The sequence below is a fragment of the Paenibacillus sp. HJGM_3 genome, assembly GCF_045062745.1.
In the GTDB taxonomy this organism is placed as follows: Bacteria; Bacillota; Bacilli; order Paenibacillales; family NBRC-103111; genus Paenibacillus_AA.
The window spans coordinates 107,141-130,664 of sequence record NZ_JBJGED010000001.1 but is presented as its reverse complement, the minus strand read 5'-3'; the positions used below and the strand labels follow the sequence as shown (position 1 = coordinate 130,664).

Annotated in this window: 13 protein-coding genes; 10 read left to right on the top strand and 3 right to left on the bottom strand. The window is 57.4% G+C overall.

Annotated elements, in window-relative coordinates:
- Positions 1-100 precede the first annotated feature (100 nt).
- The 7 genes from ACI5FR_RS00535 to ACI5FR_RS00505 all read left to right on the top strand — a co-directional run bounded on the left by ACI5FR_RS00535 (position 101) and on the right by ACI5FR_RS00505 (position 15,875).
- A complete protein-coding gene (locus ACI5FR_RS00535) occupies positions 101-4,903 on the top strand; it encodes an Ig-like domain repeat protein (RefSeq protein WP_405448883.1) in 4,803 nt (1,600 codons plus the stop codon).
- Complete coding sequence (locus ACI5FR_RS00530; protein ID WP_405448881.1) at positions 4,900-11,352, top strand: S-layer homology domain-containing protein; 6,453 nt, start codon at positions 4,900-4,902, stop codon at positions 11,350-11,352. Before ACI5FR_RS00535 ends, ACI5FR_RS00530 begins: the two co-directional genes overlap by 4 nt.
- 185 nt (positions 11,353-11,537) lie before the next feature.
- Complete coding sequence (locus ACI5FR_RS00525) at positions 11,538-12,518, top strand: aldo/keto reductase (RefSeq protein WP_405448879.1); 981 nt, start codon at positions 11,538-11,540, stop codon at positions 12,516-12,518.
- A gap of 502 nt (positions 12,519-13,020) precedes the next feature.
- On the top strand, positions 13,021-14,322 hold the full coding sequence (locus tag ACI5FR_RS00520) for an SGNH/GDSL hydrolase family protein (protein ID WP_405448878.1): 1,302 nt from the start codon (positions 13,021-13,023) through the stop codon (positions 14,320-14,322).
- 338 nt (positions 14,323-14,660) lie between these two features.
- The gene (locus ACI5FR_RS00515) at positions 14,661-15,020 is read left to right on the top strand and encodes a DUF6220 domain-containing protein (protein ID WP_405448877.1); all 360 of its coding nucleotides are present in this window, start codon (positions 14,661-14,663) and stop codon (positions 15,018-15,020) included.
- Positions 14,995-15,483 carry a multicopper oxidase domain-containing protein gene (locus ACI5FR_RS00510; RefSeq protein WP_405448874.1) on the top strand — a complete coding sequence of 163 codons (489 nt, stop codon included), beginning with the start codon at positions 14,995-14,997 and terminating at the stop codon, positions 15,481-15,483. The genes ACI5FR_RS00515 and ACI5FR_RS00510 overlap by 26 nt, the downstream gene beginning before the upstream one ends.
- A gap of 170 nt (positions 15,484-15,653) precedes the next feature.
- Positions 15,654-15,875, top strand: coding sequence for a hypothetical protein (locus ACI5FR_RS00505; protein ID WP_405448871.1), 222 nt, complete (start codon positions 15,654-15,656; stop codon positions 15,873-15,875).
- Between the two features lie 174 nt (positions 15,876-16,049).
- On the opposite strand, the gene ACI5FR_RS00500 is transcribed toward ACI5FR_RS00505, so the two are convergent.
- Complete coding sequence (locus ACI5FR_RS00500) at positions 16,050-16,871, bottom strand: AraC family transcriptional regulator (protein WP_405448868.1); 822 nt, start codon at positions 16,869-16,871, stop codon at positions 16,050-16,052.
- A gap of 196 nt (positions 16,872-17,067) precedes the next feature.
- On the opposite strand from ACI5FR_RS00500, the gene ACI5FR_RS00495 reads away from it, so the two are divergent.
- The 3 genes from ACI5FR_RS00495 to ACI5FR_RS00485 are packed head-to-tail and all read left to right on the top strand — an operon-like array spanning position 17,068 to position 21,061.
- Positions 17,068-18,414: an ABC transporter substrate-binding protein gene (locus ACI5FR_RS00495; protein WP_405448867.1), complete on the top strand. Its 1,347-nt coding sequence runs from the start codon at positions 17,068-17,070 to the stop codon at positions 18,412-18,414.
- A 16-nt stretch (positions 18,415-18,430) separates the two neighbouring features.
- Positions 18,431-20,005 carry a glycosyl hydrolase family 28-related protein gene (locus tag ACI5FR_RS00490; RefSeq protein ID WP_405448865.1) on the top strand — a complete coding sequence of 525 codons (1,575 nt, stop codon included), beginning with the start codon at positions 18,431-18,433 and terminating at the stop codon, positions 20,003-20,005.
- A gap of 21 nt (positions 20,006-20,026) precedes the next feature.
- Positions 20,027-21,061 carry a glycoside hydrolase family 26 protein gene (locus ACI5FR_RS00485; RefSeq protein WP_405448862.1) on the top strand — a complete coding sequence of 345 codons (1,035 nt, stop codon included), beginning with the start codon at positions 20,027-20,029 and terminating at the stop codon, positions 21,059-21,061.
- Here ACI5FR_RS00485 and ACI5FR_RS00480 read toward each other — a convergent pair.
- Positions 21,049-22,176 carry a sulfite oxidase gene (locus ACI5FR_RS00480; RefSeq protein ID WP_405448861.1) on the bottom strand — a complete coding sequence of 376 codons (1,128 nt, stop codon included), beginning with the start codon at positions 22,174-22,176 and terminating at the stop codon, positions 21,049-21,051. The two genes, ACI5FR_RS00485 and ACI5FR_RS00480, sit on opposite strands and share 13 nt — an antisense overlap.
- Positions 22,176-23,492: a serine hydroxymethyltransferase gene (locus ACI5FR_RS00475; protein WP_405448858.1), complete on the bottom strand. Its 1,317-nt coding sequence runs from the start codon at positions 23,490-23,492 to the stop codon at positions 22,176-22,178. The genes ACI5FR_RS00480 and ACI5FR_RS00475 overlap by 1 nt, the downstream gene beginning before the upstream one ends.
- Between the last annotated feature and the right edge of the window lie 32 nt (positions 23,493-23,524).

Here is a 23,524-nt window from a genome sequence, read left to right as displayed (position 1 = left end):
GTTTTTCTCATTTCGCGAAAGTTGTCTCCGTTTAACCCAACTTTAACCTTCACCTCCTATAATCAGGATCGGCAACTTGATCCTAAAGTCAGGAGGAGCTATGAGAAAAATCGCCCTTTTATTCCTTGTCATAGTGCTTTGGGCGGGGGGTTCGCTAACGGCGGCAACGCCCGCGTTAGCTGCGAACCTGATCCCGCCGAACCGGTACCCGCTAGAGGTCACGCTCGATTCCCACGGCGTGCAACCGGTCAACGGCAAATATTTCTTCAAGGCGGGTCAGCGGATTACGATCGCGATCGCCTTCGACGCCAGTTCCTCGACGTGTACCCATGAAGGCTTCGTCGAGGCCAAAGTGGACATGCCCGGGTACAACCCTGTGTCATTTCAGATTGATGCCATCCCGGGGCAAGATTCGTATTACGCTCCGCTCTTTCACCATACGGTTGCGGCAGGCGCCACTTCCGGCAAAATCGCACTGGTGCGCGGGCCTACTTTATGCGGGACTGGAGACGACTATTATTTTAATCCAGGCGACAATTACCACTTCGACGACGGTTCGGAAATGCTCGCCAACGACTACTTCATCTCGTTGTTTACCCCCGAAATCTACATCGACACCAGCGCTCCGACGATTGCCTTCGGTAAAGCGGCCGACACCTCCTACCAAAGGACTCACGGGATCACGGTGTCGACTACGGACGCTCCGGTCAACAGCAATGTGTTGCTCTACTATGCATGGACCCAGACCGCGACGCCGCCTGCCGCCGCTTCGATCGACAACCTGATGATGAATGGGGCGCATGCGCTAGATCCGTCCGGGAGCGGGACGTATTACCTGCATGCCAAAGCGGTAGACGCAGCCGGCAATATCACGATCCGGACGGCAGGGCCGTTCAACTATGACCAGCAGCAGCCCGACATCGCGATATCGCCGATGTTCGGGGCGGCAGGCGCCGGCCATACGGTGCAATACGCGGCGACAGACGCTTTATCGGGAATTAGGGAAGCCTCCTACAAATGGTACAAGGATGGGACGTACCACTCCGGAAGCTCGGGCGCAAGCGGAACGCTTCAGGTTCCGAACGTCGTGGAGGGCGATTACAAGCTGGAGGTGACGGCCGTCGACACCGCAGGGAACAGCAAAACCGCCGAAAGCTTGGATTTCGTCATCGACCGGACGCCGCCTTCGATCGCCTTCTCCACCCAGGGCAGCGGCATTCCTGCTATGGGCAGGCAAGTCGATGTGACGCTGCAGGACGCCCGGGCGACTCTTGGCCCCGCGTATTATCAATGGTCAGGGAGTGCCGCCTCTCCGGCCGCGGACGATCCCGGCTGGCAGCCGTTCTTCGACGGCACCGGGTCCAAGGCGACGCATACGGCCACGGTGTCTACACCGCCGGGAGCGGACGGTTCGCTTTACCTTCACGTCAAAGCGCAGGACAGCGCAGGCAATGTCGGCTTCGCCGATACGCCGCAAGCGTTCGTGCTGGACAATACGAAGCCGGCCGTTACGTTCACGAATCCGGGCAATTCGGCCTACAGCGCTGCGGAGACCACACGCTTGAATATCACGGATGGCGGATCCTCCACACCGCCCGGCATCACGATCAAATATACGATCACCGAGCAGGCTGTGACCGACGGGGACGATGCGGCCTGGAGCACCTCCGGCGACGGACAGTTCACACTGGATAACCGCACCGGTATTTATTACATCCATGCCAAGGTGTACGACCAGGCGGGCAACTGGACGCTTGCGACCGGCGGTCCGTACCGTCTCGACCATTCGCCGCCTGCCGGCTCGATCCAGACGGCCAAGACGATGACGAACAACAGCTTGGTTCCGGTCGCGTTGTCCGCAACCGATCAGGGAACTCAGGCGGCTCAGTTCCAAGTACTGATCGATGGCGCTCCGTCAGGCGGGTGGCAGGAATATTCCGGGGCGATGGAAGTGGACGTTTCACTGCCGGAAGTGGAAGGCTCGCACTCGATCGGCGTCAAGTATCGCGATACGGTGGGCAATGTCAGCCCTGTATACGAGATCTCGGTCGTATACGACACGACGCCTCCGGCCGCGACGCAGATCGCCTACAACACGCAAGCGTGGACGAACGGACCGGTGACCGCGACTCTGTCGGTGACCGACAATCTTACGCCAGCCGGCGGCATCGCTTACGATCCCCCGGGAGCCGTTTACGAGTTCCAGGACAACGGGACGCACACGTTCCGGTTCCAAGACTTGGCCGGCAACATCGGTACGGCGGCTGCGAGCGTGACCTGGATCGACAAGCAGCTGCCGATCGTCAGCCTGAGCGTCGACGGGTCTCCCGAGCCGAGGCGTTCCGTCAGCACCGTCATCGCCGCGACCGATAACGGCCCGGGCCCTCTAGCGTACGAATATGCCTGGTCGCAGGATGCGGTGAACGAGCCGGCCGTCTGGACGCCGCTAGGCCCCGACTGGACTGCAACGCTGAATGGAGCGGACGGCATCTGGTACTTGTGGGCGAAGGCGACCGATCCGGCGGGCAATGCGGGCAAGAAGCGCAGCAACCCGTTCACGCTCGATAATACGGCGCCCGTCGGTACCGTCAGCTACAATCCAGTCGGACGAACGGCCGGGACGGTTACCGCCACGCTCGGCGCGAACGAAGCGATCACGATCACGAGTCCCGGCAGCGGGTCGGAGCATTATATTTTTGAGCAGAACGGATCGTTCGACTTCGTCTTCCATGACGCCGCCGGCAATGTCGGGACCGTTACGGCTTCGGTGTATCACATCGACAAGAACACGCCGTCTGCGAGCGTAAGCTATTCCACCACGGGCTGGACGAACGAGCCGGTACGCGTCACGATCGATGCGCAAGGCAGCCCGCCCAGGAGCATCATGAACCTTATCGTTCCCGCGGATGCCATCCCGGTCAGCCAAACCGTCACGAAGGTCGTATATGATTTTCCCTCGAACGGCAGCTTCCAGTACCAAATCATCGATTTGGATACCGGCATGACGAGCGACCTGATGATCCATTCGGTCCGCAATATCGATAAGATCGCGCCATCCGGGACCTTGAGCTACAACCCGGCCGGCGGGGTGGACACGAAGACGGACGTTACGGTTACGCTTGCCGTAGTCGATGACAGACCCGATTCGGTCATTACCATCCTGAACAACGGAGGCAGTCCGACGTATACGTTCACGGAGAACGGCACCTTCACGTTCCTGTTCCGCGACAACGCGGGCAATCTGTCCCAGGTCACCGCCACCGTCTCGAATATCGATCGAGAACCGCCGCACGCGGTCGCGACTTACAGTGAAACGGCATGGACCCGCAACAACGTGACGGCCGCGGTGACGTTCCCGAACGAATCGAAGCCGGTCACAATTACGAACAACAACGGCAGCTCGCAGGTCACCTTCACTGAGAATGGTACGTTCGAGCTGCATTATATGGATTCGGCCGGGAACACCGGCTCTACGCTGCTGAGGGTGGACAATATCGACCGAACCGCACCTGCTGGAAGGGTCGTCTACAGCCAGTCGGGCTGGACGAATCAGGTTGTGGTCGCCACCCTTGTCGCCGCTGATGCAGAAGGGCAAGTCACGGTGGTGAACAATGGAGGCCAAACCGCTTATACGTTCACGGAGAATGGGACGTACACGTTCGAATTCCGCGACGAAGCCGGCAATGTCAATACCGTCACCGCCGCATATGATCGCATCGACAAGGTTCAACCCGCTCTGCAAATCCAATACTCGACACTCGCTCCGACGAATGCCGATGTGCGGGCGATTGTGGTCGCGAATGAACCCATTACCGTCATCGGCAACAACGGAAGCGCCGGCCATGATTTCTCGGCCAACGGGAGCTACACGTTCGAAGTGCGGGATCGGGCCGGCAATGCGGGCACCGTGACGGCCTCCGTCTACTGGATCGATCGGACGCCGCCCGTGCCCACGCTCAGCTATAGCTCGACTGCCCCGACTAAGGACAATGTGATCGTGACCGTAACGGCTGGGGAGCCAATCGTCGTGCTGAATAACAATCGCTCTCCGCAGTACGTGTTCCGGGAGAACGGGCGATTCCCAATCATCGTGCAGGACATGGCGGGGAATGTGGCGGAGATCGAAGCCGCGGTCGGTAACATTGACAAGACGAAAGCGAACGTGACGTTCGCCTACAGCGAAACGGCGCCGACCCAAAACCCGGTGACGGTTACGATCGTCACGGACCGGCCGCTGGGCATCGAAGGCGTGACGGGGAACGCGCTCACGTTCGCGGAGAACGGTACTCGATGGCTGGTCGCCACGGATGAGCGCGGCAACCGCTACGATCTCCGCGTCGAAGTGAAGAACATCGACCATGTGAAGCCGGTTGTGCGCTTCGAGGGCGGAGAGCAGCTGCTGCTATCCGCAGGCTCGATCTTCGATCCGCTGGCCGACGTGCAGGCGACCGACAATCTGGACGGCAACGTCCTGCCGCAAGTAGCGGTCGTGCACAATGTGAACCCGCAGCAGCCGGGTACGTACACGATCACGTATAGCGTCACCGACCGCGCAGGCCATACGACCGTCGCGACCCGAAACGCCGTGGTCGTGGCGCCTACGAGTTTCACGTTGTATGTGAACTCGCAGCCGCTGACGGGCGACGAGGCACTCGCCTACGGCAACGCGATCCAACTGAAGGCATTCGGCACGCAGGGTGCGAATACCGTAAAATGGTTGCGCGGCTTCAAGGCCAAAGGAGACTTCAAGCTGGCCCGCACCTTGGTCGAGCAGGCTGGTCTGCCGATCTCGGAGTACGGGTACTACACGTTCTACGTGCAGGACCAGGAACGGCAGACGAAGCTGGTCCACATCTATATTTTGCCTGAATCCGTTCGGCAGGGAGGGGCTAGCGGCTTATGAGAAAACGGACTTCGCGCTCCATTATCCAATTTGTCGTCGCTATTGCGCTCTGTCTTACATTGGCGCTGCCCGCAAGCGGGATTCACGCCGCCACCGTCGCCGCGGTCCCGTCGATCGTGACGGTGGGCAATGCTTATCTCGACGTTGCGGTGAACGCGAACACGGGCCGCTTCAGCATCAAGACCAAAGAAGGCTCGCCGCTCAAGGCGGGCGACAACGACAAGCCGCTGCTGTTCCGGGACGAATGGCCGGAGACATCATTCACGACGTTCCGCATTGACGGCAAAGACTTGATCTACGGCAACGGCTACGGATTCCTTGGTCTGAACGGCTCGCTCGCCACGAGTCCGGTGAATGACGGGGCGACGAATCAATCGGTCTGGAAGGCCGAAGGCCTCGATATTATCCAAACGCTCACTTTGGTGGAGGACTCCACGAATCCGAATGCAGGGAATGTGAAGGTTTCGTATAAAGTCAAAAACACGACGAACCGAAGCATATCCGTCGGGACACGGATCTTGCTCGATACGATGCTGGGCCCCGTCGACTCCGCTCCGATCTCCGTGGCGGGACGGACGGATTACTTCCGGACGGAGACGAAGATCGAGGGTTCGATGCCGTCTTACTGGAAGGCGACGGACAATCCCGTGGGCCCGAAGGTGTTGTCGTACGGCTTCACCCAGGGATGGGGCAATGCCGCCCCCAATCGGATGATTATCGCGCATTGGAACGGCATCTCCGAGACCAAATGGGACTATGCGATCGATCCGAATCTCGATTTCACGACCGCGAACAACCGGTACGGGTCCGCCGACAGCGCGGTGGCGCTGTATTGGGATCCGTCGTCGATCGCACCCGGCGGGGAGCGCGTGTTCGAGACGTACTATGGGCTGGGCAGCTTCTTCACTTCGCAGAAGCAGGCGACATATCAGATTCAACTGGCCACGCCCAAGCAGCTGACTCTGAACGCGGCGCGTAACGGCTACCGGGAAGAGCCGTTCGAGATTCGCGTCGATATCGACAATTCGATCGACCGTTCGGTGTCGCACGACTCGGTCACGGCGGTGCTCGGCCTGCCGGTCGAGCTGGAGCTCGCGGAAGGGGAGCGGCGTACCAAGACGGTCGGTCCGCTGGCCAAGGGCGAGGTGAAGTCGGTCGGCTGGAAGGTGAAGGCGAAACCGCAATACGCATACAAAGCCGCGCCGTACCAAGTTGTCGTCCAGGCGGATGGAGGCGAGGAGAGCATACAGGCGTCGTTCGTCGTCGTGCCGGCGCTCTCCGGCCGAATTCCGGACGTTCAGCTGCTTGAGGCGCTGCCTCGCAAAGCCTATATGCTGGACGCGAATCCGACGATCTCGCTGCAGGGCAAGGGCTTCGAAGTCTTGAAGGGAACGTCCGACTGGCGCGTGTCGATGGTCCGCGAGCGGGACGGGGCGGAGGTGACCGTGCCCGGGCAGGATGTCACCATTCATGACGACAAGACGATCTCGGTTCGACTGGCCGATACGCTGTGGCCGTCACTCAAGTCCGAGCCGGGCATGTATAAGCTGCGTCTCGCCGCCGGCGTGTACGGTACGTTCGAGAAGCGGATCGAGTTCACGCTGGACGAGAGGTTCAGGCCGAGGAGCTACGGCATCCTGCTCGTCGTCGGCGAGAACATCAGCCCGAGCCGTGGCGAGCAGGGAGCCGGGGCGGAGCGGTATTCGATCGTTCCCGTCGAGAGCGAGGTGAAGCTGAAGGAGCTCCAGGAGCAGTACGTTCGGGCCGGCACGCCGGACGACAAGGCGGTGCTGCTGGAAATTCGGGGGGCGATTACCGCCCTGGCGGGCGAGCAGCCCATCTACGAGATCGGCGCCGGCGCCACGATCAATGCCGCCGTTCGCTACGACACGTCTGAGGAATTGAGCGCGATCTTTGGTCTGGCGTCGCAAAAGATCGTCGTACAAAAGCGGGCGAGCGATGCCGATCATGACGAGGATTACGTCAGTTTGAGCGGGAACGGCGTGCTGTCGATTCCGGGATTCCCGTTCGCCTTCGGTCCGTTCGGGATCGAACTGACGGATGGCACGCGCTATGCGCTGGAGGCGGACGAAGATGCGGGGCAGCAGCCGATCGAGATCGGCTGGGACGTGCTGAAGGGACTGTCGCTCATTCAGCAGATGGGCTTCTTCGAGGTCGAGATGAAGAACGCCGTCATCGGGCACGAGAGCATCTCTTTCGGAGGCAAGGTGTCGATGAACTTCAACGCCGGGAAGTCGGGGGATGAGGAGAACCCGCAATCGGGCTCCTCGGGTTCATCGGGATCTTCCGGTTCATCGGGCTCCTCGGGTTCATCGGGCTCCCCCGGTTCTTCTGGTGACGGAGAGGATGAAGAGGAGGAAGGCGAGTTCGAATTGGGCCTCGACTTGGATGAAGCCCGGTTCGGCATCCGCCAGCAGACCGATCTGTTCGGCCGCGCCGGGACGTTCGGCTTCCTGGGCCTGCGCGCCGAAGGCAACGCCGGGCTGCCGGACGGCATGGTGCCCGGGCTCGACCTGGGCGCCAGCGGACGCGTGCTGCTCGATACGTTCGACCGCAAGTTCGAGATCGAAGCGAACGTCGAGTTCAAGGTCGTGGAAGTGAACGGCTTGCTTACGTTGCGCTTCACCGAGAGCGGAGTCCCGATTCCGGACAATTTCATCTTCGTCGTGGGGGCCGAGCCGGGAATTCCGCTCATCCCCACTACGCCGGTCGCCTACATAACGAAGGGCGGCGGCGGCTTCCGCAACATGTACGATTCGCTTATGGGCAACTTCAATTTCTTGCCGCCGCTCAAGCTCGTAATAGTCGGAGGCATGAGCGTGGCGAAGGTGATCTCCGCCGACAACGTCACGCTCGGGCTGTCGATGCGCGGCGTGGAATTTTCCGGCGAGTTCGAGATCGCGAAATTCCCGATTCTCAAGGAAGTGAGCGGCAGCATCGAGTTCGCCGACGCAAAGAGCTGGAGTCAATTCGGCGTTACGCTCCGGGCGGGAGCGAAGCTGGAGATTCTGGATATTATCGAAGGCGAGGTGTACTTCGTCCTGTCCTACGACGCTTCCCGCAGCGGGTTGTTCGGCCCGATCTATATGGCCGGCGGCGGGAAGGTCGATGTCAAAGTGCCTAAGGCGATTCCGCTGGTCGGAGGCTTGGTGCTCGGCTCCGCGGAGGGCGAGCTCAGCACCGAGCGGGTCAAAGGGCAAGCGGAAATTATCGGCATCCCGATCGGCTTCGAATACAAGTGGGGCGATAAGCTGCCCAAGATCGCTTCCGCCCGGTTGGTACCCGGCATGCTGCCGGCGACCGCCGGACTGGGCGAGCAAAGCTTGTACAGCGAGTCCGGAGACCTGGCCGGCACGGTAAGCTTCGGGACGAACGTTCGCCGCATCGCCGGTTCGGACGGAGGCTCGAGCCCGGGCGGCAAAGCGGCAGCAGGCAACGTGCGGACATTGAGCGCCTCCCAGACGTATACCGTTCCGATGCCGGCGCAGCAAGAGATCGCCCTGCTCGAGCTGAAGTACAACGGGACGCTGCCCAACGTACAAGTGCAGGATCCGTCCGGTCGAGACTATCCGCTCATCCCTGATACGAATTACCTGACGCAGACGATTTCCGCGCAGGATTCTCAATCCGGGACGGAGGAGAAGCGCGTGTACGTTTCCTTCCGGCAGCCGGCAGCCGGCAATTGGACGATCACGTCGGATCAGCCACTCGTGTGGTCGCTTATGGATGTGGCGGTGCCAGCTTCGTTCGATAGCGTAACGGCGACGAAGCTCGGGGCTCAGCAAGTGAAGGTCGATTGGCAGGCGAGCCATGTCGCGGACGAGACCGTCTCGCTGTTCCTGGCGAACGACAATGAGCGCGACCCCGGTACGCTTCTAGCCGAAGGGATTCCCGCCGCAGCCGGGACGACCGTCGTCACGCTGCCGGAAGCTATGCCCGGCGGAACGTATTACATCCGTGCTGTGCTGGCCAAGTCGGGGGCGCATCTGAGCAACGCCTACAGCGGCACGGCGTTCTCGCATACGAACCCGCATCAGCCGAGCGCCCCGCAGCAAGTGACCGTGTCCCCGGCAGGGAGCGGCTTGTTCCGGGTCGCGTGGGAGACGGCTCAGCCGCCGGACGGCTACACGATCCAACTGCTGCAGGCGAACGGCCGGCCGGTCGCCAGCGCCGGGCCGGTGGAGGTGGCCGGAGCCGAACGGCAAGCGTTGGTCGGCGGGACGATGAAGGACGCATCCGGCGGCACGATCGGGCTCGTCCCGGGAGCGGAGTACCGCGTCTCCATCGCAGGCTACAAGCTGGTGGGCGAGGCGAAGGTTTACAGCGAGCCGGTCGTATCGGCGGCCTCCTATTTGCCGACGCCTGCGCCGCCTCGAGTTACGCTCACCCCGCTGCAGCGGGATCTTGCGCCGATCGTCAACCAATACGGCGCGAACGGTCAGTTCGCTTACGTGGTGAAGGATCCGTCCTTCAACCTGAAACTGGAGTCGTTCAGTCCGTCCAATCCGGTCGTCCGCACACTGGTGAAGGTGAATCAGACGACGGTCGGCACATACGGCGGCTCCGCATGGACGCAGAGCATCCCGCTCACGGAAGGGACGAATCTGATCGAGGTGCTCGCGGAGAACGCGGGCGGCGACAAGACACTCACCGGCATCCGGGTAGTCTCGGACACGACCGGACCGGATCTGAAGGTCGAGAGTCCGCGTCCGGGAGCGGTGGTCGCGAGCGGCTCCCTGCTCGTGAAGGGAGCCGCCGAGCCCGGCAGCGCGGTAACTGTGGATAGCCAGTCGGTATCCATAGATGCCAGGGGACAATTCGAACGAAGCGTGTCGCTGGACGGCTACTTGTCTAAGTCGATCGTTATCGCCGCGCGCGACGATGCCGGCAACGAGACGAAGACCACGGTCGAGGCGATGAACGTCGCCGCTGGCGGCTTCACGGAGCTGATGCTTCGTCCCGTCTTGCCTCCGGGCAGCCCTGCTGAGCTCGATGAACACGGCGTTCTCAAGCTGCCGGCCCAAAATGACATCGCCTTGCAAGCGGTCGGGATAGACTCGTCCGGCCGTGAATATGCGATCGATCCGGCCGGCGTGGAGTGGAGCATCATTCTGGGCGAGGCTTACGGCGCGGTGTCGGAGCAGGGCCTATTGTCGGCCCGTGACCAAGGCGAGCTCGTAGTCAAAGCGTCGTATGCGGTCACGAACGATTTCGCCTTCGAGGATACGTTAATCGTGAATATAGGTAAACCGAGCGGTGCGCCGAGCGATCCGGTGATCGATTACGGCAATTGGTACACACCGCCGGCGCCGCAGGACGATTCGCCTGGCGACCCGGGTTCGCCTCCGCCGCCGCCGACCGTGCCTCCCAAAGGGACGGAGGAAGCCGTAAAAAATACGCTCGAGGCGATTCTGAAGCAGCTCATCGAGCGCGAGCACAACGTGAAGTTTGTCGCTTCCGCCGCAGTGAGTCCGAATCGCGAGACGATTCTGAGGGTGCAGGACAACGCCGTGATCCGTATCGCGGCGCAGCCGCTCGCCGACAACGTCGGCTTGGGCGCCGGCGTCGTGACGAATCCGGCCGCCTACGCGGCGGATGGCGTCAAGATCGTCGGCGACATCTACGAGTTCCAATTCGATAAGCCGGTGATGTTGACGCAGCCGGCCGAACTTACCGTTCGTTTCGACCTGACAGCGGTCCCTGACATCCATCGAACCGCGATCTATTGGTGGAACGAGCGGACCAAGCAGTGGGAATTCGTCGGGGGCACCATCAACCCGGTAGAGGGGACGATCACCGTCTCCCTCCCGCATTTCAGCAAATACGCGCTGGTGTATAACGCGAATCTGCCGCAGTTCGAGGATATGCACGACCGTTGGTCCCGCGATCCCGTCTACCGTCTAGCCTCGATCGGCGCCGTGAACGGCGTCGAGAACGGCCGGGCGCTGCTCTACGAGCCGGAGCGCTCGATCACGCGGCAGGAATTCATCAAGATCGCACTCGGCGCGCTCGGCAACGAGCGGTCGAACGCAGCGCTGCCGGCGGACTTCGCCGATCGCGACCACGTCGCGGCCTGGGCGCAGCCCTATGTGGCCGCCGCCATAGCTCGCGGATGGCTCGGCGGCACGACCCGCGGCGACGGCAGGCTTTACCTCGAGCCGGCCAACCCGATCTCGCGGGCGGAGGCGATCGCCATCGTCGGCCGGTTGTTGAAGGCCGAGCCGGGACTGTCTACCGTCGGCGCCGGCATCGGCGGATCGTTCCTCGATTCCGCCGACATTCCGCCGTGGGCGAGCGACTTTGTGCCGCAGCTCGTCGGGCTCGGCATTCTCGGCGGTTACCCGGACGGCACGCTGCGTCCGGCGGCGCCGATCACCCGCGAAGAAGCGGCAGCCCTGATCAGCCGGCTGTTGGATGCGCGAAGGTAAGGCAATAGGGCCGTTCCCAAGGTCGAATTAGACCTGGGAACGGCCTCTTTACACTGTTCCCATTTCGTGGGGGCAGTTAACTTCAAGTAACTTAATATATAATTTTTCAGTCCTTCCCAAGTCCGGAATGATTCTCTATAGTTTTAATTAGCGGAATATTCTAAAAGTTGGGGAGGAATGAGCAAATGGAATACACATACTTGGGAAGGTCCGGGCTGAAGGTGAGCCGTTTATGTTTGGGAACGATGAATTTCGGGCCGGAGACGGATGAGCAGGAATCGTTCCGGATTATGGACGCCGCTCTGGACGCCGGCATCAACTTTTTTGATACGGCTAACGTGTACGGCGGGCAAGGCAACCGGGGAAGAACCGAGGAGATCATCGGGCGCTGGTTCGCCCAGGGCGGCGGCCGCAGGGAAAAGGTCGTCTTGGCCACCAAAGTATATGGCGACATGGAAGATCCCCTGGACGGACCCAATCAAGCGCGCGGTTTGTCCGCTTACAAAATTCGCCGTCACCTGGAGCAATCGCTCCGCCGATTGAACACAGATCATATCGAACTGTATCAAATGCACCATATTGATCGCAATGTAAGTTGGGACGAGCTGTGGGAAGCGTTTCAGGTTTACGTGAATCAGGGGAAAATCAGCTATGTGGGTTCGAGCAATTTTGCCGGAAGAGATTTGGTCAAAGCTCACTACGAGGCCAAAGCGAGACATACATTGGGACTCGTCTCCGAACAGCATAAATATAGCCTGATGTGCAGACTGCCGGAATTGGAAGTGCTGCCTGCTGCTGAAGAGCATGGGATCGGTGTCATTGCCTGGAGTCCACTGGATGGCGGCTTGCTCGGCGGCAACGCTTTGAAGGCGTCGGGCGGTTCGAGAAGCACGCGCTCCCAGGAGCGGGTGGAGGCTAACCGGGTCAAGCTGGAACAATTCGCCGCGCTGTGCCGGGAAATCGGAGAGAGCGAAGCGAATGTGGCCCTCGCTTGGACGCTGATGCATCCGGCTATGACGGCGCCGATCATCGGGCCGAGGACACTCGAGCAATTCATGGACACGCTGCGGGTAGTCGAAATCAAGCTTACGGACGAAACGATGAAGCGGCTGGACGAGATTTTCCCAGGTCCGGGCGGCGAGGCTCCGAAAGCTTACGCCTGGTAATACGCTAAGCCGTGGAGAGGGGAAATCGAAGTTAAAGAGTTTACGCCAATACTCCAATAATTGTTGATGGAAGTAGTGCCACTACTCGCAGTCAGTCCCTTTTGCTCAATGACAGGGAGTCGGAAACCGTCCAGAGGCGCGGTAGTTCGATTTTGCCGAATTGCAGGAAACTGGAAACGGTGTTGCGGATCTTTAGTTCGATTTCGCCGAATTGGAGCGCACCTTTACAACACGGACCCTGGAATACCGCCATTTAGTTGGGCAAAATCGAACTGCATAGCATGGACGTCCCTTAGGCACCGACACCAATTGGGCAAAATCGAACTACACGTCATTCGGATCCGCGATATTCCGTGTCCATTTAAGAAGGGTACGAGCTTAACCTCTCTACAGAAATTAAGTATATGCTTTTCAAACGGAAAGTGTATTTGAATGCCCCTCTACTCCTTTTATAATACGAATGAAGACAGGGTTTAGGTATGGATTCGAGGAGGCACAGGATATGGCTTCGGGAAAATCTCCCGGCTTGGATTATGGTGCGGGGATCAATGGGAAAGACATGGGGGATGGGATCCAAGATTATGGCCTCATGCTGCAGGAGTATGAAAATAGCCGCGAATTGAAGCGTAGAGGCGGCCTCCCGAATGTGCTGCACAAGCTGGCTGGCGGGCAAAGGGTAACGGTAGGGTATATCGGGGGCAGCATTACGTTCCAAGAAGGGTGGCGTCCTCGTACGACATCCTGGTTGAAATCCCGGTTTCCCCATGCAACGATCGGGGAAGTCAACGCGGCGATCAGCGGGACGGGAGCCGATCTGGGAGCGGCGCGGATCGAACGAGACTTGTTGGTGCATGAGCCGGATTTGATTTTTGTCGAATTTGTAGTCAACGGCGCAGGGCTGCAAGACGTAGAAGGCTTGGTCCGCAAGGTTTGGAGGATCAATCCGGCTGCGGACATTTGCTTCGTATATACGGTGCGAAGCGATCAAGTGGAATCGTACAAGCCCGGATCCGACCCGTCCTTGCCCGCCAGTTTGACCGCCTTTGAGACGGTTGCGGAGCATTATGGGATCCCCGGCATTTTTTTCGGATACGTGCTTGGCGAACTTTATGCGCTTGGCAAGCTCGTCCCGAAGGGGGAAGAGTTGTTCGATGCCGAGGGGAGAGTCGCTTTCACGAAAGACGGGATCCACCCTGTCGGGACGGGCGATCAGCTGTATGCCGGCGCCGTGGCTAGAAGCGTAATTAAAATGCAAGAGCAAGGAACCGAGCCAGCCGCTCATGTTTTGAGGTTCCCGCTCGACCCTTATAACTGGGAAGACGCGACCATGAGAGAGGCGGCGGACTTTACCTCTACGCTTGATGTCGTGGACACGACGACGCCGGAATACGATACGTCGTTCCCTTATTCCGGTCTCCACGCGACCGTCAAGAAGATGTACCCCAGCATTGTGAAGATGACCAAACCTGGCGATCGGATCACCGTAACGTTCAAAGGGACGAGGTTAGGCATTGCCGATGTGGGAGGGCCGTTCTCGGGTCAGTTGAGCGTCACGATCGATTATCGGGAGCCGATGACGGTCAACCGATTTATGGTCTACAACTCTTACTTGAGGCACCAGTATTTCTTTTTGCCGGAACTGGAAGATACGGAGCATACCGTGACCTTGACGCTAATGTCCGAAACCGCGGATAAACACGCCCTTGTGCTGAACAAAGCCGACTATGAGCAAAATCCGGACGTGTATCAAGGCAACGCCGTGTACATCGGCTATATCATTGCCGTCGGCCGGTTCTTGATGTAAGCCCTTATTCAAAGGGAGCGATCTCATGGACTAGTTAGATGAGTAGAGCTATGAAAGAAGCAGCGTGCATTTGGCTGCTCCTTTTTTGTTTATTAAAGTAAACGAGGTTTGAGACCAACGAGATTAGGTTTTTGAACAGGCTACATCGCCTTTACCCTATCTTGTCGTTTATCTTTGTAAAAATTCACAAGAACCGCAACTCATCGCAATAAGTTCACAATATTCGGCTGATATGATCATTACATGAACGAGTCACATGCAGATCTATATTTCTATGATATTGCCTTTAGCCCGGGGTATAGCCGCCGTCTTGTGGCCAAAAGGAGAGGAGATTAACCATGATAAGAGGTTCTAGATTCATCTTTTTAGGTGTAGCCTGTCTATTTGTCATCTGTATCACGACCCAAATCTTGATTGCAGGGATGGCGGTTTTTACGGATTCGTCCTACTGGCAGAACCATATTGTATTTGTTCGGGTTTTTGAATTGTTTCCGATTGTAATGCTTATCCTTTCATTTACGGGAAAGCTTCCGAATTTTTTGCGCTGGATGAGTGTAGTCATCCTTATATTAATCTTTGCACAGTATTTTACAGCAAATTTTGAAGGAGCGGGTGCTGCTCATCCGGTCATCGCTGCAATTCTGTTTTGGGTTTCAATCGTAGTGGCTGTACATGCCAAAAGAAGTGTTTTCACATGAGCCGTTGATTCATTTAACATTTACCGGAATCCAACAGCAATTAAAAAAATGCTCAAAATTTAATTTGACAACGAAATCTGCAATTAATGGCAAGAAAATGGACATGAATCGTATTGATGAGGTTGTTCCGGCTGGCGCACGTGAAATATGGGAGATCACGAATAAGGGTTGGGATCATAACTTCCATATCCATGATGCAGCATTCACCGTAATTGACAAGAATGGAGAATTGCCGCCATTATATGAGCGTGGGAGAAAAGATACAGTCTTTATTCCGAATGGCACTACAGTCAGACTGGCCGTCGACTTTGGAAGCTATCCTGATCCCGGTACGCCTTACATGTATCACTGTCACTTGTTGTATCACGAGGATAGCGGTATGATGGGGCAGTTTGTCATTGTCGAACCAGGCACCGAATCCCAAGTATCGAAAGAGGTAAGCAAGGGAAGTCATAACCATTAATATAAGATTCGGCGGCTGCTTGGCTGCCGTCTTTGTTTGTTCTCTAACGGAGACGATAGCGTAATGAAGACAGGCTGATTGCTTACTTTTTCTTGACCCTAACACTGAGTCAGGGTTTATTATGAGATTATATCGAGCAGAAATCCACAAGAAAGGAAATCGGATACTTTATGGATATTACTCCACAAGAAGAAAACATGATTAAGGCTCTCCGTGAGGCTGCATTACCCCCTTTATTTGTTCTCATACGAATTAGAAATGATATTTCAAATGACACTGTAAATGTCGAAGAAAGCCGAAGAGATGACGTCGTAAAGACCTTAGAAAAATACATCGGCCCGCTGTGGGAAGACTATCATGAGGGGAAGAATTCACAAGCCAAAGCAAGGTGAGACGATGTGTTTAACGATAAACTAAGACGAAGCTGCCGGCAGGAACGGGCAGCTTCGTTGTCTAACGGGCGGCATTCCTATTATGCAGAAATACGAGGTTTGAGAAAGAAAAAGGCTCCCTGGTTATGGGTCCCAGAGCTGCCAGCTACCGGATCCAAAAACAAACCAAGGAGACTACAAGATAGGCAAGTTCGCGGTTTGCGAGGAACGCGACGCGTAGACGTCGCTCTGCTTCGGCACGAATTCGGATGGAGGCAGACCGAGCGTTTTTTTGAACACCCGGTTGAAGTACGACGGATCGCAAAATCCTAGATATTCGGCGATCTGGACGATCGACAGCTCGGTTTGCATCAGCAAATCTTTGGCGGCGGATATGCGCAGGTGGTGTAAATAATCGATCGGAGTCATGCCGGTAACTTCGCGGAACGTCGTGATAACATAGCTGGGCGTCCTATCGACAAGCCGGCCCAGCTGACTGATCTGTAAAGGTTCCCTGTAATGCTCCGCAATGTATTGCTGGATCGCCTCGACCATCGACAGCTTCTTGGACGAATAATGCCTGCTCTCGAATTCGCCTGCGAACAGACACAAAATCTCGGTCAGAATGGAGCCGCACAACGTCTCATAATAGGGCTGCTTCTTGAACCACTGCTGGCCTAGCATGGTTAATCGCTGTCTAATATAATCGAAGCCGCGAATTTTGCGGAGCTCCGGAGTCCGGCTCGACAAGATCGGAATGTCCGTAGACGGTACGTTTTCCCGGAAAAACACCCCGTATTTTTGGTGCGGGTCGGGCGGCGGGCTACTCCCGATCCGTTCGGTTCCGGCAGGGATGAACAACATATCGCCTTTGCCCAAATGATAAGGTTGTCTATCCAGTATGTAGGTCATTCTACCCTGCACCACAAAGACGAGGATGTGCATGTCCGACCGGATTGCCGGTCTGTACCAGGACGGAATAAAATTGTCAAAGTAAAACGAGTGCAGCTGTATCATCGCATCGCCTCCTTCAAAGCCATTCTATCTTATCTCACCGCCCGGCGAAACGATTCGTTTCCTATTTTTACGCCATTCGGCAAAAGTGAAATTTCGTCCAACAAATAGAAGTTTTATTTATCGCGAGTTGAAAGCCCTTTCTTTATACTCATTTACATAACCGGTTATGAAGACAAAGCAAAGGGTGGGCAGTTAAATGAACGTCATGCACAAACGGATCAAAATGGCGGGAGCATGCGCGATGCTTCTGGCTGCAATGGCGACGGGCGGCTGCGGGGCGAGCGGCAATACAGCCGGCGAGAACGGCGATACAGCCGGTGAGAAGGCGGAAACGAAAGCGGAGCAGGCTCCATTCACGATGACGATTTATAACAATGCGGGAATCGCGGACGCGTACTATCAGGAGTATATCGAGAAGCACCTGAAGAGCAAATTTCCCCAAGGTACGTTTCAATACATGAAGCGCTCGCAAGGAAATGATATTCAGGATTTGGTCGCGGCCGGCACGGTTCCGGATCTAATTCTGTTCGGAGTGGACCGCATTTTAACGTACCGCGACTTGGGCGTACTGGCCGATCTGACTCCACTTATCAAGCAGATGAGCGTCGATACTAGCCGTTTCGCCGACGGGATCCTCGATACGATCAAATCGTACTCCGAGCACGGGGAGCTGTACGCCATGCCTTGGAGCTACAATCCGGCCGCCTTGTACTTCAACAAGGACATTTTCGATAAATTCGGAGTTCCTTACCCCAAGGACGGGATGACCTGGGACGAGCTCGGCGATCTCGTCAAGAAACTGAGCCGGACTGAGGGCGGGGTGGCGATCCGGGGACTCGATACGGCCCGCAAGTATTTGCTCGACAACAACCAGCTCTCGCTGCCCTTCGTCGATGCCAAGACCGGCAAAGCCGCGGTCAATACCGAAGCGTGGAAAAAATGGTTTGCCGCGATGAGCGACTTCTACTCGATACCGGGTAATGGGCTGCCGGCCAATACGCGCGACGAGACGGATGCGTTTCTGCTGGATCAGACGCTCGCCATGCGGATCGGGAACAACATTTTCTCGAGAGTGATCGAGATGCAGCAGAAGGGGCAGTCGCTTAACTGGGATCTCGTGTCGATGCCGACATTCAAGGAGGCGCCGGGAATGGGGACGCAGTATAACGGCGCGACGTTCGCCATCTCCGCGACCAGCAAAGTCAAGGAGCAGGCGATGCAGGCGATATCTGTGCTCGTGTCCGACGAAGTACAGCTGGAAGGCGCGAAGCTCGCCCGTTACCCGACATTGAAGAAGCCGGACATTCAAGCCGCCCTAGGGCAAGGAGAGAAAGTGTTCGAAGGCAAAAACATCAAATCGTTGCAAAAGAACAAAGTCGCGGCTACGCCGAAAGTAACCGAATACGACACGGCGGCGAAAACGATCGTTCTGAACAAGCTGAATGAGGTCGTCAAAGGTACGAAAGATATCAACACCGCACTGCGGGAAGCCGATGAGGAAATCAACAAGAAGATCGCAGAGGAGCAGGCGAAGCGCAAATAATGCGAGGAGGTAGCATATGGATCGTTATCGACTGATTGAGGATCTCTCTGCCAAAATAAGCCGCAGGAAGCTGCTGGCGAAGATAGGTGCGGTCGGGGTGACGGCGGCCGCCGGAGCGGTGCTGATTCCGGACCGGGAGCGCACTTACGCAACCGGGGTGTCCGACCTGTATGTCAATGTGAAGGATTTCGGAGCAGCAGGGGACGGAGTAACGGATGATACCGCATCGATTCAGGCAGCTCTTGCATCGCTGAATGCGACCTATGGCGGTACGGTGTTTTTCCCGGCAGGAGAGTATGTCATTAGTGCAACGATACAGCTGAAAGCGAATCAGGGTTTGCTTGGAGCGGGGGCCGCCTCCTCCAAGCTGCTGGTCGCAAGCGACGTAACCGCCATCGAGCTGTCCACGGCGGGGGCGGGGAATGCCATCGCGAGATCGGGCGTAAGAGACATGTACATCCGGTTTCAGAATGATGCGGGTACATGGACGAACGGGCACGGAATTCGTCTGGTCGCCGATGCCGCTCAGAAGCAAATTTGGAAAATAGCTGTAGAAAACGTACAAATTTATCTCGCTCCCCAATCGGGCGTCCATATGACGGCAAGCTTGAGCCAAACCGGCAACTATGTCGCAGAGACGTATTTGCGCAATCTGGAAATCAACCAATGCGTTAACGGCGTCTACTTGTCCGGGAAAGTGTACGACTTGTTTGCCGAGATGGTCTATGTGGAGAAGGCGCGCGATTACGGCTTTTTTATCAGTGGGGGCAGCAATACGTTCATTCATTGTCATGCCGTGAAATGCGGAACGAATACGAACGGGACGTTATCCGGCGGAGCGTTCCGGGTCGACGAGAACTACAACAGCTTCTACGACTGCCATGCGGACAAAAGCGTAGGTCACGGCTTCATACTGGGAGGATTCGGATCTACCAGGCGGAATGGCAACCGGTTCGTCGCGTGCTTTGCCTTCAACAGCGGGTCTACTCACGCTACGGACGGTCACGGGTTCAAGATCGGAGCGATCGGCCACACCGTTTTTGACGGCTGCTTCATCGGAACGTTGGGAGACGATACGCAACCGCAATATCACGGAATGCTGTTCGAGAGCGCCGACATAACGGGGATTACGATCCAAGGCTGCATGTTCCGCAAAAATACCGGTACGGCCGTCAAATACAATGCGGCGGTTCCGAAGAACCAGATCGTGTTCACCGGCGGCTCCTTCGAGCTGAACGGCCAAAACATCGACGGACGCGACAAACACGGCGCTTTCTACGAGGATATGGGGAATACGTTTCTCGGCAAGGGGATGCTTACGTTAGGAGCAGCGGAGCAGCTTGCGATGAGCGCAGGCATATTGAACGTCACCGGTTCCTACGTCGCGGCGAGCGGCTCAGGGAATATCGATACGATCAACGGCGGTTACGAAGGAAGCGTGTTGTTTTTGAAGCAGGCCCCCTCTTCCTCCTTGACCGTACGCCATCAGGTCGGCAATGTCGTGCTCCGGGGGGCGAGCAATTATGTCTTTGCAAGCGAGAATGATGTATTGATGCTGCTAAAATGCGGCAGCAACTATGTGCAGCTATGATTTAAAGGAGCATAAAGCATAATGGAAAAGGAAGCCATACTGGCTAACAGATGGGCGGATGAACCGGCGAGAAACCTGCTTCGCCTGCTGGCCGGACTGAAACACCGCACCGACAAAAAAGTGATATCCGGCCAGTTCGTATGTCCGCACTACGGCAGACCGGAGCATGGCCTGCCCGACGTGCAGGCGGCGTGGTCTTATCATATCGAGCAATTGCAGCGCGACGCCGGGCGGTATGTGGGGATGGTAGGCTTCGATCCGGTCGACCGTACGTACTTGGGAGGCGATGCTACCCGGAACATGCCTCGTTTCGAGAGCTTCCGAGAGCTCGCTTCCCAGTATCATTCGCAGGGAGGCCTCATTCACCTCACTTGGCACGCTCCGAACCCGTGGACGTCGGGGCATTCCTGGTCGACCATCCCGGCGGGGGGCGCATTGTCGGACTTGATTACCCCGGGGCACGCGGCGCATGAACAATGGATGGCATGGCTCGACGCGATGGCCGACGGCTTGGAATGGTTCCGGCAGCGGAGAATCAGCCTCATTTGGAGGCCGCTGCACGAATTGAACGGGAACTGGTTCTGGTGGGGACACGGCAGTCATGAGCATTATGTGAGTGTGTACCGCCATATGTTCGACTATTTTACAATCCGGAGAGGGCTGAACAATCTCCTCTGGTGCTGGAGTCCGGATCTTAGCGTCAAGCTGGGCTCCGCCACGAAATCCCGCTATCCGGGCAACGATGTCGTCGACATTATCGGTTTCGACCGCTATGCCGACCATTATACGGAATCGTCGTATTACGAAGAGTACCGGAATGAGAGGTACGGTAAAGTGTTGGCGCTGACGGAAGCCGGGCAATCGAAAGGGTCGGCAAACTACGATACGACGAACCTGTTGGAAGAAATTCGCCGGTATTATCCGGAGATTGCCTTCTTCATGTTCTGGATGAAGACGGAGACGGACTTCAGCATAGTAGGGAACGGGGACGGCAGGAAGCTTCTCCTGAACCCGCTTGTTTGCAACCGGGAGGACATCGAGGGTTATTCTACATAGACTTGAATCTGATGAATACTGTTGTTCTCATAGCCCTTTACGTTCCACTCTGCATATAGAGGCTGCGTATTCCCGACGGAATCCGCAGCCTTCGCTTTAATTACATATGTCCCTTCTTTTGAAGCGTCCCATTGCCAGACCCATCGCCGCCAACTGTACCGTTGTTCCGGATCTAACCAGACCGCGGTCTGCCACGTATGTTCTTTATCCAGGCTTATATGAATTTGTGTGACAGGATGTTCTCCCGCCCATGCAACTCCGAACACCTGGCGGATCCCTTTTTTTAGTACGGATTGATCTGTGGGTTGCACAATAGCGGAATTTACCTTCATGCTCGTTACTGGTCGGCGACCTAGATTAGGATTCATTTGGTAGATCATATAGTCCAGCTTCTGAAAGGGCCCCTCGAAAGGTTGATCGGAGACGAGCACTCTCCGCAGCCACTTCACGGAGGCCATGCCGTACCACCCCGGAACGATTAACCTCGCCGGGTAACCGTGCTTGAACGGCAGCGGTTTCCCATTCATAAACAACGCTACGAGCGTATCCGGATGCAGGGCTATAGCAAGCGGCAAACTTCTCGAATAATGGAAGGTGCCCTTGATATCCGTACGCTGTCCGAAATCCATTCCTTCAAATATAACCTCGTTCGCGTCGCTTAATAGGTTTGCAGCCGAAAGGATATCCCGTAAGCGGACTCCGGTCCAGACAGCATGACTAACCGCTCCAAGCTCCCACTGCTCGCCGCGTACTTTAGGATGAAAAAAAGCCCGTTTATTGCCGGCGCACTCCATTGTAACCGGCAAAGAGACCATTGACATTCTCATTAAGTCATCATAGTGCAGCCTAACCGGATTACGCACGAGACCTCCAATATCCAGATGCCAATCTTCAGGAGAAAAAGATGGATACGGAAAATGATTACGGATATAGTGCAGGGATTCCGGCGTTAGTTGACTTGAGAGGGCCAGCATGGGAAACTCTTGATTCTCAGGAACGACCGAACGGGGGATACGCCCAGGATTATAGAGCCTCATAGAAAACTCCTCTCCGAGAATAGCCATGATTGTTATTTTTATGAGGACATTGAATAATCCATGATGATCGCGATCCATTACTCCACGAATAACTCCCCCGCCGGGAATCCCTCTACGAACGCCGCCACCTCCGAGCGGATGCGCTGCAGCTCGCCCTCGTCCGAGGCGCCGCGCGTAGCGCGGACGATCCAGGCGGCGATGCGCGCCATGTCCGGCTCTTGCATGCCGAGCGTCGTCACCGCCGGGGTGCCGAGGCGGATGCCGGATGGGTACCAGGGCTTCGTGTCGCCGGGAATGGCGTTCTTGTTCACGACGATGCCGGCCTTCTCCAGCTGCACGGCCAAGTAATGGCCGTCTCGGACAGCGAGCCCGTTCATGGAGTTCACGACGTCGAGCAGGAGCAGGTGGTTCTCCGTGCCGCCGCCCATGAGGACGAACCCCGCTTCGCGCAGCCCTTCCGCCAGCGCCTTCGCGTTCCGCACGACTTGGCCGGCGTAGGCGTGGTACGCGGGGCTCGCCGCTTCCCGCAAGGCGATCGCCATGGCCGCGATCGTGTTCATGTGCGGCCCGCCCTGCAGGCCTGGGAACACGGCGCGGTCGATCGCGGCGCCCAGCTCCCGGCGGCACAGAATGAGGCCGGCCCGCGGGCCGCGCAGGATCTTGTGCGTCGTCGTCGTCACGACGTCGGCATGCGGGAACGGGTGCTCGTGGTAGCCCGTCACGCACAAGCCGCAGATGTGGGCGATGTCGGCGACGAGCAGCGCCCCGGTCTCGCGCGCGATCTCGCCGAGCAGCTGGAAGCGGATTTGCCGCGGATAGGCAGTCGCACCGCAAATGATGAGCTTCGGCTTATGCCGGTGGGCCAGCTCGCGAATCTGCTCGTAATCCAGCTCGTAGTCGGCATTGAGCCGGTACTGAACGGCGTTGTAGATCGAGCCGGTCAAATTGACAGGATGGCCGTGCGTCAAGTGGCCGCCATAGTCGAGCGACAAGCCGAGGAACGTATCCCCGGGCTCGAGGAACGCGTTCAGCACCGCCAAATTCGCGGGTGAACCGCTGAGCGGCTGCACGTTCGCGTGGTAGGCGTCGGGATTCGGCGTGAACAGCTCCAGCGCGCGCCGGATCGCGAGCCGTTCCAGTTCATTCGTGTTGGGCTGCCCCCGATAGTATCGCCCGTTCTTCGTCTCCTCCCGTGTATCGCCGGCCCACAAGTACGGGTATCCTTCCGCGTACTTGTTCGTGTACGAGGTGGCCAGCGCGAGCTGCACCGCCTTCGAGGTGTAATTCTCCGATGGAATCAGGCTCAGCGTGCTCCGCTGACGTCGCCCTTCCGCCGCCAGCAGCCGCCCTACCTCCGCATCGTGCCGCTCCACATAACCGATCCAGCTTTCCATGGCCATCCTCCCGCTTTCAACTGTTGTTGGAC